Genomic DNA, 17457 nt, shown 5'->3' on the forward strand with positions numbered 1-17457 from the left:
CCGATCGCCCTGAAAGGGCAAAAGCTTTCAATTTCAAAGCTTTTGCCCTTTCAGGGCGACTTTTTTGTATTTGTTCTAAAACCCAGGGCGATGCCCTGGGCTAGGAGCTTCTGCCCTTTCAGGGCGTATTGGCTGTGACTAATGACACACCCTCCTATTTTACTCTTCCAATCTGAGGAATGCCTTCGGCAGGTAATCGATGAGATCGCTGGCGATGAGGCTTTCCTTGCCCAGGTCCTTGATGGCGAGGTCGCCGGCAAGACCATGAAGGTACATGCCGATGCGGGCAGCATCTGCCTGCTTGTAGCCGCGAGCCAGAAGAGCGGTGATGATGCCTGTAAGCACATCGCCACTGCCCGCCGTAGCCATACCGCTGTTGCCCGTAGAGCAGAACTCCACCTTACCATCCGGATGACAGAGGGCAGAGAAATGTCCCTTCAGCAGGATGTAGCCGTGCAGACGGTCGGCAAGCTCGCATGCCTTGAAGAGGCGCTCGGTGCAGTTGCTGCTGGTGATGCCAGCCAGACGGTCAAGCTCCCTAGGATGTGGAGTGAAGATGAGGTTCTTAGGCAACTGCTGCATCCAGGCACGGTGACTGGCAAGGATGTTGAGTGCATCGGCATCCACCACAACCGGACAGGTGCATCTTCTGAGCTGGGCAATCAGGGCGATGGCTGTCGCCTCGCTGGTTCCCAGTCCCGGACCGATGCCCATGGCATGGTAATCTTCCGTATCTACCGGTTCGCTGAAGATGGTTTCCTCCGTATCCATCTGCAGTACCGCCTCGGGCACGGAAATCTGCATGATCTCGTAGTTTCTCTTAGGCGTATGGGTAATCACCTTTCCCACACCCGTTCTGAGGCAGGCTCTGGTGGCAAGGACCGAAGCGCCCGACATGCCGTAGCTGCCTGCGATGAGGAGTGCCGTGCCCATACTGCCCTTGTGGGCGAAGTCGCCGCGAGGCTTCAGGAGCTGGCGGATGTCCTTCTCCTCAAGGATGCTACAACGGCTCTCGGTGCGCTGGATGAACTCTGGAGAGAGTCGGATATCAAGCACCTTGATTCTGCCCAGGTACTGCTGGTTGTCTGCCATCATCATCGACAGCTTCTTCTGCTGCAGGGTGAGGGTGAGGTCGGCACGGATGATGTTGGCTCTGATGTTGTAGGAATTGTCCTCGCTCATCAGGCCGGAAGGCAGGTCGATGCTCACGATCTTTGCCGCACTCTGGTTGATGTATTTCACCATGGCAGCGAATCCGCCCGCCAGCGGCTTGTTGAGTCCGCTGCCGAAGAGACCATCCACCACGAGCATTCCCGCCTCGAGCTGAGGAGGGTCGAAGTTGACGGTAACCTCTGTAAACTGCTTGACGCGCTTACCCTCGATGAGTCGTTTCTTGTTGGTGGCACAGTCGGCAGAAAGCTTGTTGTGCACATTGAACAGGAATACACTCACCCCATAGCCGTCTTCGCTGAGGAGGCGTGCCACGGCAAGTGCATCACCACCATTGTTTCCCGGACCGGCGAAGACCACGACCGGCGTTCTGTTAGACCATTCCTGCTCGATGGCACGTGTGAGCGCCTTTGCCGCCCTTTCCATCAGGTTGAGCGATGTGATCGGCTCATGCTCAATGGTGTATTTATCCAGCTCATGTATCTGAGCACTAGTGAATATTTTCATATATTAATGTATTTTATGTCCGATTATCTGATTATTTTAATGCAAAAGTACTAAAAAAAGTCGATGAATGGATGAAGTTTCACGATTTTTTCGTAATTTTGCAGAAAATATTATATCATCAAGACTATGGGCATAGTAAAAATCAAGGATAAGACCTTCAAAACCTCCATTCCAGAGGCAGATATTCTGAAGAAGGTACAGGTCGTAGCCGACCGATTGAACCGGGATTATGCGGACAAGACTCCGGTGTTCCTGGCTGTGTTGAATGGTTCGTTTATCTTCGCTGCCGATCTGATGCGAATGATTACGGTACCAAGCGAGATTTCTTTTGTGAAGTATGCTTCCTACGAGGGTACCAGTTCTACCGGCAGCATGAAGACCCTGATGGGTCTGAACCAGGATCTTACCGGTCGCCACGTGGTGATCGTGGAGGACATCGTGGATTCCGGCTTTACCATGGCTCACATGATCGAGGATCTGAAGAAGAAGAATCCAGCCAGCATCGAGATCTGCTCGCTCCTCGTGAAGCCGGGCAATCTGAAGGTGGATCTGGACATCAACTATGCCGTAATGGAAATCCCTAACGATTTCATCGTAGGGTATGGATTAGATTATGACCAAGAAGGCAGAAACCTCCGCGACATCTACACGATAGTAGAAGAATAGGGGGTGAAGCATGTGGGAGACACAACATAAAACAATTTATATATAAAGGTAAAAATGAAAAATATCGTAATTTTCGGTGCTCCAGGTGCTGGTAAGGGTACACAGAGCGACAAGATGATCGAGAAGTATGGTCTCGGTCACATTTCAACAGGTGACGTACTTCGTAATGAAATCAAGAATGGTACAGAGCTCGGCAAGACTGCCAAGGGCTATATCGACAATGGTCAGTTGATTCCAGACGAGTTGATGATCGACATCCTCGCAAGCGTATATGACAGCTTCGGCAAGGATCACGCAGGTGTGATCTTCGACGGTTTCCCACGTACCACTCCACAGGCTGAGGCTTTGAAGAAGATGCTCTCTGAGCGTGGTCACAAGATTGCTGCCATGATCGAGCTTGCCGTTCCTGAGGATGAGCTGATGGCTCGTCTGCTCAACCGCGGTAAGTTGAGTGGCCGTTCTGATGACAACGAGGAGACTATCAAGAAGCGTCTGAACGTATATCATACACAGACTGCTCCTCTCATCGACTGGTATGAGAAGGAGGGTATCCACCACCACATCGAGGGTCTCGGAACTGTAGATGAGATCTTTGCTCGTGTTTGCAATGTGATCGACAACTTGTAATCAAGATATAATAATCTTCCCCGCAAGGCTGCGGGGAAGATTTATTCATTAAAAAAAGAAGAATCTTCCGTTCAAAAGAAGAAGATTCAACGTTCAAATTAAAAAGAAAAATCAATGGCTGAATCCAATTTCGTAGATTATGTAAAGATCAACTGCCGCTCTGGTAAGGGTGGTAAAGGCTCCATGCACCTGCGCCACGTGAAGTACCAACCGAATGGTGGACCTGACGGTGGCGATGGCGGACGTGGAGGAAGCATCTATCTTCGCGGCAACCACAACTACTGGACCTTGCTGCATCTGAAGTATCAGCGCCACTTCTTCGCCGAGCATGGTGGCAATGGAGGACGTGACAAGTGCCACGGCACTGATGGTAAGGACATCTATATCGATGTGCCTTGCGGTACCGTGGTGTATAATGCCGAAACCGGTAAGTTTGTCTGCGACGTGGCTTACGACGGTCAGGAAGTACTGCTCCTGAAGGGCGGACGCGGCGGACTGGGTAACTTCCAGTTCCGTACCTCTACCAACCAGGCTCCACGCTATGCGCAGCCAGGTGAGCCGATGCAGGAGATGACCATCATCATGGAGCTGAAGCTCCTTGCCGATGTGGGTCTTGTGGGTTTCCCTAATGCCGGAAAGTCAACCCTGCTCTCTGCCGTATCCAGTGCCCGTCCAAAGATAGCCAACTATCCGTTTACCACCCTTGAGCCATCGCTGGGAATCGTGGATTACCGCGACCACCAGAGTTTCGTGATGGCAGATATCCCGGGTATCATCGAGGGAGCGAGCGAAGGAAAGGGCTTGGGACTGCGATTCCTGCGACACATCGAGCGCAACTCGCTGCTCCTCTTCATGGTTCCGGGCGATACCGACGACATCAAGAAGGAATACGAGGTGCTGCTGGGCGAGTTGAAGAACTTCAACCCAGAGATGCTCGACAAGCATCGCGTGCTCGCCATCACCAAGTGTGACCTGCTGGACGAGGAGCTCATCGAGATGCTGAAGGAGACCCTGCCAACCGATCTTCCGGTGGTATTCATCTCATCAGTTACCGGACAGGGCATCCAGGAACTCAAGGATGTGCTCTGGAAGGAGTTGAATTCAGAGAGCAACAAGCTGCAGGAGATTACTTCAGAAGATACTCTTGTTCACCGTGACAAGGATATGAGCCGCTTCCAGCAGGAACTCGAGGCTGAGGGCGAGGACATCGTGGAGTATGTCGACGAGGATGAAATCGAGGATGTAGATGACTTAGATGATTTCGAATATGAATAAGGAATATCATATCGCTGAGGGCGTCACAGCTTTCTCTACCACCCGAAAGGGAGGAGTGAGCCAGGGCAACTACAGCGAATTCAATATCAATGACTATTGCGGCGACTGCGCCGAACACGTGGCAGAGAACCGCAGGAAGCTGGCGGATGAGCTGGGCATAAGCATCGACCATATCATCCTGCCGCATCAGGTGCATGGAGTAGAGGTCCGTCAGGTGGCAGGAGATTATTTCTCAATGCCTGAGAACATCCGCAAGATGATTCTCGAGGGCGTAGATGCCGTGATGACCAATGAGAAGGGCGTATGCATAGGCGTTTCCACCGCCGACTGCATCCCAATCCTGCTCTATGACGAGGAGCACCATGCCGTGGCAGCCATCCATGCCGGATGGCGAGGCACGCTGGCACGCATCGTCCACAAGACCATCCAGGAGATGGCTTTCGCCTATCATACGGAGCCAAAGAAGCTGAAGGCAGTGATTGGTCCGGGAATCTCGCTGGAGCATTTCGAGGTAGGCGATGAGGTGTATGAGGCTTTCGAGCAGGCAGCCTTCCCGATGGAAGAGATTGCCGAGCAGCGCCCCAATGCCGCCTTCTCGGTAGATGTTGCCGAGCGTGAGCGCCTGGCTGCAGAAGGAAACATCGTGCAGCCGCTGAAGTGGCACATCAACCTGCCGCTCTGCAACAAGCAGATCCTGCTGCATTGCGGTGTGGCTGAGGAGAATATCCAGGATTGCGGCATCTGTACCTTTGCCCATAGCGACGAGTTCTTCTCGGCAAGAAAGCTGGGCATTGAGAGTGGCAGAATCTATACCGGCATTCTGATGAAGTAAGTTTTCAAGATAACATCCATTTTTCTCTTTTCTATGAACGAAGAGGGAAAAATGGATGTTTTTATGTTTTAAGATTTAATGGTTAAATTTAAAAAATGAATCTAAAAGAATAGAGAATGATTGTAAACAGTAGATTAAAAAGAAGAATCGGGCTGGCTGCCGTCTCGGGAATGCTGATGCTTTCGCTGAGCAGTTTCATGCCCGCCAAGAATGAGTTTACTGCCGCCGAGCAACAGCAGGTGAGCATCGCAACGCCAGGTCTCTTTGCCCAGAGTCAAGCCTTCAATGTTGACTTTGAGATATTCCGTGCCAAGGAATATTCATTCCCGCTTCCTGTGGGCAAGGCTAGCCTTATCAATGGCAACAGCGTGATGCGCATCTCTACTGCCAAGGGCGATGCAGTGAAGGCGATGTTTGATGGTTATGTGCGTCTCTCGCGCAAGACCGAATCGATGGGCAACGTGATCGTGATCCGCCATGACAACGGTCTGGAAACCGTGTATGCCAACAATGCCGAGAACCTGGTGAAGGTGGGACAGTCGATAGATGCCGGACAGACCATCGCCATCGTGGGCACCCGAGAGGGAGAGACCTATTGCGATTTCTCCATCATGGTGAACGGTGCGCGCATCAACCCGGAAACCATCATCGAACTGAAGAGCCATAAGCTCCGCCGGCAGACCGTGCAGTTCCGCAAGGAGGGCAACCGTATCGGCGTCAAGGTGATTGGTGGCAAGGACTCCTCCGTTTCCAAGAACGATAAGAATGATAGAAACAATAAGGAAACAAATAAGAAATCGGGAAGCAGCCGTGGCGATCACGCCATGACCCTCGACCCCGACGAGGTGTACGACCCGTTTACCATCACCAACACCTTCCTGCTCGATCTGGAGAAGATAGAGGAGAAGGCATGGGCATATCCATTGCCTGATGCCCGTGTCATCAGTCCATACGGAGGTGCCCGCCGTCACTCGGGTGTGGATTTGAAGACCAAGCCTAACGACGAGATTTATGCCGCCTTCGATGGCGAGGTGGTTGCCTCGGGACCTTACTACGGCTATGGCAACTGCATCCGCATCAAGCATGCCTACGGCTTGGAAACGCTCTATAGCCATCAGAGTAAGAACATGGTGAAGCAGGGGGATAAGGTGAAGGCAGGCCAGGTAATCGGTCTTACGGGCCGCACTGGCAGGGCCACCACAGAGCATCTCCATTTCGAGGTGTCTTTCGGCGGCAAGCGCCTGGATCCAGCCATCATCTTCGACCACAGCAATCACAAGCTCAAGGCAGCCACCCTGCATCTTACCAAGGGCAAGGGCGTAAAGAGCGTGAAGAACTGATTGGTAAAAGCAGCAATAGCTTATCTTGATTTGACTTGCTGCAAAATAAAGCAAAGAGGGTGTGTCATAAGTCCTATGACACACCCTCTTATATTTTCCCTTAAGGCTAATTGTATTTTCCCTTAAGGCTAAATATATTTTTCCTTCTTATTTCTTCTTCTGCGATTTACGGTTGGCTCTCTGTTGGCGATACTTTGCCTTCTGACGGGCAGAGCCGCTTCCGTGAGCACCCGTGATGTACTTCTTCTTCTTGGCCTTGGTCTTCACCTTGTCGTCGTCGTCCTTCTTCGGACCGCCGCCGCCCTTGAAAACCATGCCACCCATGATAATATCGTCAATATCGCTCATATACCTTTTATATTATATAAATTAATGATGGAAGAGGCGAACGTGAGTAAACGCCATGGCGATGCCGTACTTATCGCATGTATCGATAACATTATCGTCACGGATGCTACCGCCTGCTTCTGCTATGTATTCAACACCACTCTTGTGAGCACGCTCGATGTTGTCGCCGAATGGGAAGAAAGCGTCGCTACCTACAGATACACCCTTGTTCTGGGCAATCCAAGCCTTCTTCTCCTCGCGGGTCAGTGGCTCAGGTTTCTCTGTGAAGAACTGCTCCCATACGCCATCCTGCAATACATCCTCCCACTCATCAGAGATATAGACATTGATGGTATTGTCGCGGTCGGCACGGCGAATCTTCTCCTTGAAAGGCAGGTTCATCACCTTAGGACACTGGCGCAACCACCACTCATCAGCCTTGGAACCAGCCAGACGGGTACAGTGGATACGGCTCTGCTGACCGGCACCGATACCGATAGCCTGACCATCCTTCACGTAGCATACAGAGTTACTCTGGGTATATTTCAGGGTGATGAGCGAGATGATCAGGTCGCGCTTAGCCTCTGCAGTGAAGTTCTTGTTCTTGGTAGGGATATCCTCGAAGAGAGCTGGATCATCGAGCTTCACCTCGTTGCGTCCCTGCTCGAAGGTAACACCGAATACCTGCTTGTGCTCGATAGGAGCTGGCACGTAGTCTGGATCAATCTGGATGACGCAGTAGGTACCCTTGCGCTTCTCCTTCAACACCTTGATAGCCTCAGGGGTAAAGCCTGGAGCAATCACGCCATCGCTTACCTCACGCTTGATGAGGAGGGCTGTAGCCTCATCGCATACATCGCTCAGGGCAACAAAGTCACCGTAAGAGCACATACGGTCTGCACCACGAGCACGAACATAAGCGCAAGCCAAAGGAGAAAGTTCAAAATCTACGTCATCGCAGAAGTAAATCTTCTTCAATGTGTCGCTCAGAGGCAGGCCGATGGCAGCACCAGCAGGAGAAACATGTTTGAAACTAGCGGCAGCAGGCATTCCTGTAGCTGCCTTCAGTTCCTTGACCAATTGCCAAGAGTTGAAAGCATCCAGGAAGTTGATGTAGCCAGGACGGCCGTTGATAACTTCGATAGGCAGTTCCCTTCCGTCATCCATATAGATGCGAGAAGGCTTCTGATTCGGATTGCATCCGTACTTAAGTGCTAATTCTTTCATCTTAATTAAGAAATGTATTTAGAATTTGGTTGCAAAATTACAAAAAAAATATGAGAAAACCATTTTTTTCGTGCGAAATTCAAAAATAATCTCCCAAACATGACTCCGTTTCAAAAATATTGTGTACTTTTGCCCGCAGTTAGGAATGAAAAATGAAAATTTGAGAAATTAAAGGAATTGAGAATTAGAGGAAGGATAATCACAATGAAAAATGATTTGAAAATCCTCGCTGTAGCTTTGGAGAAGAAGCTAGGCAGGGAACACCTGCAGCACGAAGAGAAGCATAGAAACAACAAGTTGCTGCACAAGGTGTGGGAGATAATGAAAGGAAAGGAGAAACCTTCACAGCAGATACTCAACCGTCTGGCATTGCTTGCCGGATTCCAGAGCTGGGCTGATCTGCAGGGCGCATTGCACGGCACCGATGACGGGCTGACCAACTACAGCGCCGGAGAATAAGGAAATGCAGAAAGGGCATCCAATCGTGAGATCGGATGCCCTTTTTCTGATTCTAATTTTTAATAGGTAACTAAGAAAATTACTCAGCGCTCTTAGCGAGGGTCTTCTTCTCAGCGATACGAGCCTTCTTACCTGTGAGCTTACGCAAGTAGTACAACTTAGCGCGACGTACCTTACCGTGCTTGTTCACCTCGATAGAATCGATAGCTGGTGACTCGATAGGGAAGATACGCTCTACACCTACAGTACCTGACATCTTACGAACGGTGAAACGCTTCTTGTCACCATGACCAGAAATCTTGATAACTACACCACGATAGAGCTGGATACGCTCCTTAGTACCCTCGACGATTTTGTAAGCGACTGTGATAGTGTCACCTGCCTTGAACTCAGGGAACTTCTTGCCGGTTGCAAATGCTTCTTCAGCAACTTTAATCAAATCCATTTTTTTGTATAAAATTAAAAATTGTTTGTCGTTCCAACGCAACATGGCCGGGCAACACTTCTGCCCAGACAACAGCGGTTACGCCGAAAAGCGGGTGCAAAGTTACGACTTTTTCTCGTATCTCGCAAATTTTCAGTGGGTTTCTTCTCTTTTTTCTCGCAGATTTAACTATTTTTCTTTCTTGTCAACGTCTTTTCCCACAGATTTCACGGATTTCACAGATTTATTTTGTATCTTTGTACCCTGAAAAACAGAAAAGGTATGAAGAAAAAGAATAGTATGCAGATGATGCTTGCCTCCATGGCTCTGATGCTGATGGCAAGTCCAGCCTTTGCCCAGAAATTCAAGGTGGCAAAGGTGGAGAGAACCCGTTTATTGGTAGATAAAAAATGGGATGCACAGCCTGATGCTGAGGCTGCGAAGTTCATCGCCCCTTATCAGCACAAGGTGGATAGCATCATGGGACCTGTAGTGGGATCCGTGGCTCATGACATGACCCACCATCGCCCTGAGAGCGAGTTGAGTAATCTGCTTTCTGACATCCTGGTATGGGGTGGCAGACAGTTTAATGAGCAGCCTGTCTTCTCGGTGTATAACATGGGTGGCATCCGTGCTGACTTTGCCAAGGGCGATATCAACGTAGGCGATGTGAGCGAGGTGGCTCCTTTCGAGAACAAGATCTGTTTCCTCACGCTTACCGGCGAGAAGGTGCTTGAACTCTTCCAGCAGATAGCCCACCGTGGTGGCGAAGGAGTGAGCCATGCCGTAAGAATGGTTATCACCCGCGACGGAAAGCTGAAGGGCGTGACCCTGAACGGCGAACCTGTCGATCCAGCCAAGAGCTATCGCATAGCCACCCTCGATTATCTTGCCGAGGGCAACGACCAGCTTGTAGCCTTCAAGAGCGGTACCGATGTGGTGGCTCCTAAGGCGAAGGAGAACAATGTGCGCTACATCATCATGGACTATTTCCGTGAGATGAAGGCTCAGGGCAAGGTAGTGGAATCAAGAGTAGAAGGCCGTTGCGTAGTAGAATAGGGAGGACGAAGGTTTCCGGGGATTTGCAATCCCCGGAATGCAGATAGACTAACTAAATAAGTACAGAAATGAAACATACATTATTATATATAGTGCTGGCGCTGGCATCATTCACGCTGCAGCCGGCAACAGTACAGGCTGAAGTCCTGAAGGATTCAAAGGCCAAGAAGGAGGCAAAGGCGCAGAAGACTCCAAAGGTAGTGAAGCAGCTCGTGGTGCTCCATACCAACGATACCCACTCCTGCGTGATGCCTTACAATCTGAATCTCGCAGATACAGCTATGGCAAACCGTGGAGGCTACCTCCGCCGTGTGGCAATGATCAAGCAGGAACGCAGTCTGAATCCTGATCTTCTGCTCTTCGACAGTGGCGACTTCTCCCAGGGATCTCCTTACTATTCGCTCTTCAAGGGGGATGTAGAAGTGGGATTGATGAACGAGATGAAGTATGATGCAGCCACCATCGGAAACCATGAGTTCGATTACGGCATGGACAATATGGTGCGTCTCTTCAAGATGGCAAAGTTCCCGATCGTTTGTGCCAACTACGATTTCACCGGCACTGAGCTGGCGGATATTGTGAAGCCATACGTGATATTGCATCGCAAGGGACTCAAGATTGGCGTCTTCGGACTGGCTCCGCAGCTTGCCGGCTTGGTGAGTGAGAAGAATTACGGTTGCATCCAGTACCTGGATCCTATCCAGAAGGCGAACGAGATGACAGAGATCCTGAAGAAGAAGGAGAAGTGTGATGTCATCATCTGTATCTCTCATCTGGGCTGGAATATAGACGGCACGGATGATACCGAGGTGATTGCTGCATCCCGCCACATCGACCTGGTATTGGGAGGTCACAGCCACAGCCTCTTCCAGACGCTGAAGTACAGAACAGATCTCGATGGCAAGCAGGTGCCTGTAGATCAGAACGGCAAGGGCGCCATCTGGGTTGGCAAAATGACATTGGATATTGTGAAAAATAAATAAAACTTATACAAAGACAAAATACAAAAAGACTCCCCGAAAAGCTCGGGGAGTCTTTTTGTATTTTTTATATCATATCATGATATCTGTTATTCCTTGTTGGAAGAAGCATAGAGACCGATGCAGGCTCCGATGAAGCCACCGCTCTTCTGGGTGCTCAGGTTGCTGGCATCCACGCCCTTGGCAAGCAGCTGCCAGTCGCCACCTTCCTCTGCATAATAGAAATCGTAATATCTGTCATGACCTTCTACCTTCAGCTTCAGCTTGCCAGCCTTGATAGGAGCTGAGGCGATAGTGGCGTTGTTCTTCTCGGCACGGGTCAGGGTAATCATCAGCTTGCCCTTCTTCATGGTCTTGCCCAGTACGAAGTTGTGGTCTTCCTTCTGGAGAAGTGCCAAACCTGCTATCTCCTTGTCGTTGCGAGGAGTGAAGTTAATCTCTGTCTCAGCAGTGAAGGTTCCGTGCTGCTGGCGAGCCCAGATGGCAGACATCGGTTCACGCTTGTAGATATTGCCCGGCAAGAGATTGAACTTCAATTTGCCGTTTTCTACCTTATAGCAATCTACGAAGTCGCGGAGGAACATCCACCGAGGATTCAGATCCTTCAAACCTGCTCCATTGTCTGCTGTATCAAAATTATCCACGTAAGAGAAGTTTCCTGAAAACTCATTCTTTTCAGTTGGTTTCAAGCCAGCCTTCTCTCCAATGGTAGAGATAGGAGTATTCTTGGCAAGAATCTCTGGCCAGCCATTCTTCCAGGTTACCGGCAGAAGATAGGTGTCGCGACCTGTATTATACATATCTTCTTCGTATGGACGGCAAGCCAGGAATACAGCCCACCAGTTACCCTTTCCATCTTCTACTATGTCTGCATGACCAGCACTGGATACAGGGTCCTTGCGGTTAGGATCGAGTCCGGTACGCTGGGTAAGAATAGGGTTGTTTGGGCATTCCTCCCAAGGACCCATTGGGTTCTTGGCGCGGAGAATCACCTCGCTATGCCAACCGCCTGTACCACCTTCTGCACACATCAGATAATAGAACTTGCCCTTCTTGAATAGATGAGGACCTTCAATCCAGATAGGACGAGCCTCTACATGGGTTCCGCCACGCAGAATCTCCTTGAAATCGCCCTTGATGCTGTCGCCCTTCACATCGAATTCGAAGCAGCGGATGGCACGCTGACCCTCATAGTCGGCACCACCAGCTACCGGACCGTTATGCACGATATATCCCTTTCCGTTGTCATCGAAGAAGAAGCTAGGGTCGATGCCGTCAATCTTCTTCAGATAGATAGGTTCGCTCCAACCCTTGGATGGGTCCTTGGACTTGACGAAGAAGTTTCCGGCTCCCACGTTGGTGGTGATCATATAGAAGGTCTTGTTCTTCTTGTTGTAGCTGATGGCTGGTGCGAAGATGCCGGCTGATACTTGCTGTCCCTTCAGAGGCACCTGCGATTGGCGGGTGAGCACATGGCCGGCTGGAGTCCAGTTTACCAAATCCTTGCTGGTAGAGAGAGGCACACCTGGGAAGAAGGTGAAGGAAGAATTCACCAGATAATAGGTGTCACCTACGCGGCAGAGAGATGGGTCAGGATAGAATCCTGCCAGCACGGGGTTGTAATACTGATGCGTCTTGTCTATCTGGACATTGAATCGGGCATCATTGCCGGCATACTTGAAGTAGTCGAAGTCTGCTGTCTGTGCCTGCGCTCCTGCAGCAAGCATCATCGAAAGCGATAAGATTGCTAATTTTTTCATTATGATAGTTGATTTTTAAAGATTATACAATAAGATAAAAAAATGCAGCGGAAAGCCAGGTATGAGAATCCATACTGGTTTTTCCGCTGCAAAGTTACGGCTTTATTTGCAATCTTTCATTGTGAAATGTAACCAAGACTTTTTTCAAAGTTTCATAAAGCTTTGTTTTTGTTACATATTCTTTTTTCTATTGTGTATCATCTTTATTTCTTCATGGCATTCTGCATGTATTCTCTAGGAGAACAGCCAAAGAGGTTCTTGAACATGGTGCTGAAACTTGCGGAATTGGAGAAACCGCAAGCGTACATCACTTCAGTGATGCTTTGCTTGCCATCCTTGAGCAATTTGGCTGCCTGCTGCAGACGGATGTTGCGGATGAAGCTGTGTGGCGTCTGATTGGTCAGCTCCTTCATCTTGCGGTGCAGGTGTACACGACTGATGCCCACCTTCTGTGCTATCATATCGACACTCAGGTCGGAATCGTTGATGTTTTCGTTGATAACCTCCATCACCCGTTGCATCAGGGAATTGTCAGGTGTCTGCATTTCTATCTGTTCTACCTGGTGATTCTGGCTTTCATTGCCCGTAAACTTATTACGCAAAGTGCGGCGCACGGTGAGCAGGTTGATGATGTTGCGGTGCAGAATGTCCATGTTGAACGGCTTCAGGATGTAGGCATCGGCACCGGTCTGCAATCCTTCCAGCTGGTCTTCCTCACGACTCTTGGCTGTGAGCAGGATGATAGGCACATCGTTGGTGTTGATGTTTGATTTCAGTTTGGCGCAGAGGGTGGTTCCGTCCATTTCCGGCATCATGATGTCGCTGATGACAAGGTCTGGCTTATTCTTCAGAATCTCGTTCAGCGCCACCTTTCCGTTAGGGTATGTGCGAATCTTGAAGTCGCTGGAGAGCTGTGCTTTCAGGTATTCCTGAATATCCTCTTCGTCTTCCACAATCACGATTTCTGCCTTGGCTCCCTTGGCAGAGGCTGGGGTAGTATCGGAATTGTTCAAGGTTTCGGCTGGTTGGTCATTGTTTTCTGCCAGCTGTTCTTCCTGTTCAGCTTCAGCAAGTTCTTTATTCTGCTCTTTCTTCATCTCTTCTTCCTCGATGATCTCTTCAGGTTTGAGATGATCCTTGCCCAATGGAATGCGGATGATGAACTCGCTTCCGTGCTCAAACTTGCTTCCCTTCTCGCCCTCGTTGTTGCGGGCAGAGATGGTGCCGTAGTGCAGTTCCACGAGCGAGCGGGTGAGGTCGAGACCGATGCCCGTACCGACGTTGCGCTCGTTAGGGTCGGCAGGGGTCTGGTAGAAGCGCTGGAAGATGGTTTCCAACTTATCCTTCGGGATACCGATGCCACTGTCCTTGATGCTGATGTAGGCATGGTGGCCGGTATGCGTAAGCGAGAGGAGGATGTGGCCTGCCGTAGGGGTAAACTTGAAGGCATTCGAGAGGGTGTTAATTATCACCTTGTCGAAGTTGTTGCGGTCTATCCATACAGGAAGCTCTTCGCAGTCATGCTGGTATTCGAAGTCGATGCTCTTGGCAATGGCTTGCTGCTTGAAAAGGTCGTATTCTTCATTGATGAACGAAACCATATCGGTCTTGCACATACGCATTACCATCTGTCCCTTGTCAATCTTTCTGAGGTCCATCATCTGGTTGATGAGGTGAAGGATACGTTCCGAGTTCTTTCTGATAATCTCGTAGATGCCTTGACGGTGAGGCTCCTTGTCTTCCTTGATGAGCGAGAGCAGCGGCGTGATGATGAGCGTGAGCGGCGTGCGGATTTCATGACTGATGTTCATGAAGAACTTGATCTTTGCCTCGCCCATCTCTTCGGCGTGGATGTGCTGCTGCAGGATGAGCAGGTCTTCCATCTGGTGCTTGCGGTGGCACAGGTAGAGCATGATGGCTGCTATGAGGAGCAGCAGATAGAAGAGCTTTGCCCAGATGCTGGCATACCAGGCTGGGTGAACGATGATGGTGAACTCCTTCACCGGTGTTTCGTAGCCGTTGCAGATGGCCTTGATGCGGTATTTGTAGCTGCCGGGAGCCATGTGCGAGAAGGCAAGTTCGTTCTGTCCGGCTGGCACGGTGCGCCAGGCATCGCCGTTGATGCTGTAGGCGTATCTTATCTGCTCCACATCATTATAGGTGAAGGTAGAGAGCTGCAGGGAGAAGGTGTTGTCATCGTGCGAGAGATTGAACTCCCGTGCCACAGTTACCCAGCTGTCCGTGATGGTATAGCTGCCTGACTCCATGCCTGGGGTCACTGTCTTGTTGTTGACCACGAAGCCCGAGATAACCACCTTTGCCTGCCATGGGTGCTGCTTTACCCGGTCGGCCTGGAACCAGTTGATTCCGCCAGAGCCACCCATCAGAATCACCTTCTTATCCTGGGTGGTGCATACGGAAGCATCGCTGAACTCGTTGCTCTGCAGTCCGCTTTCGGTATAGAACTTGGTGATTGTTCCGCTCTTGAGAGCCAGTTTGTTGAGTCCCTTGATGGTTCCTAACCATATATTGCCCTGGTAGTCCTCGGTAATGCTTGCCACGCTGTTGTCGGTGAGTCCGTTGGCTGTGGTATACAGTTTTGGCTTGATGCCTTTCCTAAAGTCGAAGCAGAAGGCTCCATCCTCGGTGCCATACCATACGTGGTCTTTGCTATCTACAAACACGCAGTGCGAAAAACGGTTCTTGTTCAGGCAGTTGATGCCCTTGAAGGTGGAAACCCAGCTGTTTCGCTTGCGGTCGAGGCACGCCAGTCCCACAGAGGTGGCTATATACACTTGGTTGCCATCCTTTGATAAGGCCATCTTGACGAGGTAATCGTTGGGCAGGCTGTTGACCTTGAGGTTGTTATCTGCACCATATTTAGCCTTGTAGTTCCTTCGGCTTCCGTCTTTCTGCAGGCAGAAGAGACCTTCGCCCATGGTGGCTATCCAGATGTTGCCCTGTGGGTCTTGCTTGATATCGAAGATGCCCACCGACTTGCTGATGCCCAAATCAACGGGGTGGAAGCTTCCGGCTGCATCCATATAGCCCAGACCGTCGGTATAGGTTCCCACCCAGGTTCTGCCCTGCTGGTCCTTACAGAGGGTGAGCACGGTGTTCTGGTTCAGGAAATGCCCCTCTACGCTGCGGGTTGCTATATTAAATAGGTATAGGCCATCCTTGTCGGTACCCACCCACACCTGGTTGCCCTGGTTGATGCTGAGGCTGGTAACGCAGTTTTCGCCAATCACGTTGCGGTTGCCCAGGCGGAAGCCCATGTAGTTGAAGTCGTTCTGTATGTTGCTCTGCATGAACACGCCTTTCTGCAGCATGCTCACCCAGATGTTGCCCTGATTGTCTTCTATGATGCTGGTTATATTGCTCTTGGCCAGGTTCACCAGTCGGCTGAAGAGAGGGTTATCCTGCAGGAATCCGGTCTGAGGGTCATATACATAGATGCCCAGCCCGTCACTGCCGATATAGAGCTTGTTGTTGCGGCTGATATAGATGTTGTCGATGGGCAGGTTTCCGATGCTGCTGATTCGGGTAAAGACGTTGCTTCCTGCCCTGAGCAGATATACGCCCTGGTTCTTGCTGGCGAGATAGATGTTGCCCAGGGCGTCCTGCTGGATATCCTGTGCGCCCACGCCTTCGGTACCGGCAAAGTGGGAGGTGACTCTGCCGTTTGTTTCCTTGCGGTAGAGTTTTCCGTCTTCGGTGATGATCCAGAGTCTGCCCCGTTTATCTTCCAGGAGTTTGTGGATATATTTCAGTTTTTCCACCTCTCCCTTCATGGCATGGCATTTTTGTTCATCCTGCTTTTTGAGCATGATGCCATAACCGGATGTAGCCACGGCTACGTCTTTGTTTCTTAGGGGATATACCTGCTTTACGTAGGTGGCGAGTTCTTCGCCTTTGGAATCGAGCATAGGGATTTTTAGGAATTCGCTTCCCGTAAATTCCAATAGAGAGTTGTTGGTACCTAGCAGGATATGTTCCTTCTCGTCTTGAGCAATGCTATTGATGTAGTTGCTGTTGAGACCTAAAAAATTTGACATATCCTTCTTTATTACGTTGATATGGTAACCATCGTAGTTGTTCAAACCGTTGCGGGTGGCTATCCAGATGAATCCGCTCTTGTCCTGGAACACCTGCGTGGCGAGGTTGCTCGAGAGCTGATTGTCCGTGTTGAAGAGCTTGCCGCTCTGTGCCCATGCCTGGATGGAGAAGAGGCAAATCATCATCGTGATGATTAATTGGCTTATAGTTTTCATGTTTCTTGTTTATATTTATAGTGTTATTTTCTGCTTGCAAAAGTACAATTTTTAGTTGGAATATCCCAATAATTCTTTCTTTTTTTGATTACAGGAAACAAATAATATGCCTTTGGGTGTTTGTTATCAGGTGATGTTACATGACGGAAAGTATATGTAGCACGACTAAACTCTTCATAAACTATCGGTTACGCAGGATAAAGCCTGTTTCCCGATTTTCTGATACCTTTGCCCCATCAAAAAAAATGCATTGGCATTAGGTTATGTTTATTGTGAAATATGCGAAACAGCAGTTTTTTGAATGATTTTAGTTAGAATGGTTTTAGTTAGTTTGATGTTTTTTTAAGAAAATTAGGTTGATAGCATTTGAGTTCAATTTAAAAATGAATATTTTTATGATTGAAAAGATCATGATTAATTGGTTTTCTAGGAATGGTGCGTAGGGATACGCGCCATTCTCTTTAAAGGTAACTAAGATTGTTTTTCGAGCTTAACAATTAATTGACAATTTGGAAAAGTGATAAAATCTA

14 protein-coding genes are annotated in these 17457 nt (G+C 49.7%); 8 read left to right on the forward strand and 6 right to left on the reverse strand.

Features of this window, described 5'->3' with window-relative positions:
* Positions 1–159 precede the first annotated feature (159 nt).
* A complete protein-coding gene (locus AAAT87_RS02290; RefSeq protein ID WP_349225506.1) occupies positions 160–1677 on the reverse strand; it encodes an NAD(P)H-hydrate dehydratase in 1518 nt (505 codons plus the stop codon).
* 126 nt (positions 1678–1803) lie between these two features.
* Here AAAT87_RS02290 and hpt point away from each other — a divergent pair, with 126 nt between their 5' ends.
* The 5 genes from hpt to AAAT87_RS02315 all read left to right on the forward strand — a co-directional run bounded on the left by hpt (position 1804) and on the right by AAAT87_RS02315 (position 6417).
* Positions 1804–2343, forward strand: coding sequence for a hypoxanthine phosphoribosyltransferase (gene hpt, locus AAAT87_RS02295; RefSeq protein WP_349225507.1), 540 nt, complete (start codon positions 1804–1806; stop codon positions 2341–2343).
* Between the two features lie 54 nt (positions 2344–2397).
* On the forward strand, positions 2398–2970 hold the full coding sequence (locus AAAT87_RS02300) for an adenylate kinase (RefSeq protein ID WP_089543891.1): 573 nt from the start codon (positions 2398–2400) through the stop codon (positions 2968–2970).
* A gap of 114 nt (positions 2971–3084) precedes the next feature.
* Entirely contained in the window at positions 3085–4245 is a 1161-nt protein-coding gene (gene obgE, locus AAAT87_RS02305; protein ID WP_295023708.1) for a GTPase ObgE, read from the forward strand.
* Complete coding sequence (pgeF, locus tag AAAT87_RS02310; RefSeq protein WP_218419289.1) at positions 4238–5077, forward strand: peptidoglycan editing factor PgeF; 840 nt, start codon at positions 4238–4240, stop codon at positions 5075–5077. Before obgE ends, pgeF begins: the two co-directional genes overlap by 8 nt.
* Positions 5078–5193: 116 nt before the next feature.
* The gene (locus AAAT87_RS02315; RefSeq protein WP_349225508.1) at positions 5194–6417 is read left to right on the forward strand and encodes a peptidoglycan DD-metalloendopeptidase family protein; all 1224 of its coding nucleotides are present in this window, start codon (positions 5194–5196) and stop codon (positions 6415–6417) included.
* A gap of 147 nt (positions 6418–6564) precedes the next feature.
* On the opposite strand, the gene AAAT87_RS02320 is transcribed toward AAAT87_RS02315, so the two are convergent.
* Together AAAT87_RS02320 and AAAT87_RS02325 are read right to left on the reverse strand one after the other, a co-directional pair.
* Positions 6565–6765 (reverse strand): hypothetical protein, encoded by a 201-nt coding sequence (locus AAAT87_RS02320; protein WP_006848784.1) that lies wholly within the window; start codon positions 6763–6765, stop codon positions 6565–6567.
* A gap of 21 nt (positions 6766–6786) precedes the next feature.
* A complete protein-coding gene (locus tag AAAT87_RS02325) occupies positions 6787–7971 on the reverse strand; it encodes a phosphoribosylaminoimidazolecarboxamide formyltransferase (RefSeq protein WP_153096179.1) in 1185 nt (394 codons plus the stop codon).
* 204 nt (positions 7972–8175) lie between these two features.
* Here AAAT87_RS02325 and AAAT87_RS02330 point away from each other — a divergent pair, with 204 nt between their 5' ends.
* A complete protein-coding gene (locus tag AAAT87_RS02330) occupies positions 8176–8430 on the forward strand; it encodes a hypothetical protein (protein ID WP_295023711.1) in 255 nt (84 codons plus the stop codon).
* A gap of 79 nt (positions 8431–8509) precedes the next feature.
* On the opposite strand, the gene rplS is transcribed toward AAAT87_RS02330, so the two are convergent.
* Positions 8510–8875, reverse strand: coding sequence for a 50S ribosomal protein L19 (gene rplS, locus AAAT87_RS02335; RefSeq protein WP_296973322.1), 366 nt, complete (start codon positions 8873–8875; stop codon positions 8510–8512).
* Between the two features lie 261 nt (positions 8876–9136).
* Here rplS and AAAT87_RS02340 point away from each other — a divergent pair, with 261 nt between their 5' ends.
* Positions 9137–9913, forward strand: coding sequence for a 5'-nucleotidase C-terminal domain-containing protein (locus AAAT87_RS02340; RefSeq protein WP_296973325.1), 777 nt, complete (start codon positions 9137–9139; stop codon positions 9911–9913).
* A gap of 68 nt (positions 9914–9981) precedes the next feature.
* A complete protein-coding gene (locus tag AAAT87_RS02345) occupies positions 9982–10896 on the forward strand; it encodes a bifunctional metallophosphatase/5'-nucleotidase (protein WP_349225509.1) in 915 nt (304 codons plus the stop codon).
* A gap of 86 nt (positions 10897–10982) precedes the next feature.
* On the opposite strand, the gene AAAT87_RS02350 is transcribed toward AAAT87_RS02345, so the two are convergent.
* Complete coding sequence (locus AAAT87_RS02350) at positions 10983–12653, reverse strand: glycoside hydrolase family 43 protein (RefSeq protein ID WP_295023715.1); 1671 nt, start codon at positions 12651–12653, stop codon at positions 10983–10985.
* Positions 12654–12856: 203 nt separating this feature from the next.
* Positions 12857–16927, reverse strand: a complete 4071-nt coding sequence (locus tag AAAT87_RS02355) for a hybrid sensor histidine kinase/response regulator transcription factor (protein ID WP_349225510.1) — start codon at positions 16925–16927, stop codon at positions 12857–12859.
* Positions 16928–17457 lie beyond the last annotated feature (530 nt).

The sequence above is a fragment of the Segatella sinensis genome (assembly GCF_040095255.1).
Classification (GTDB): Bacteria; Bacteroidota; Bacteroidia; order Bacteroidales; family Bacteroidaceae; genus Prevotella; species Prevotella sinensis.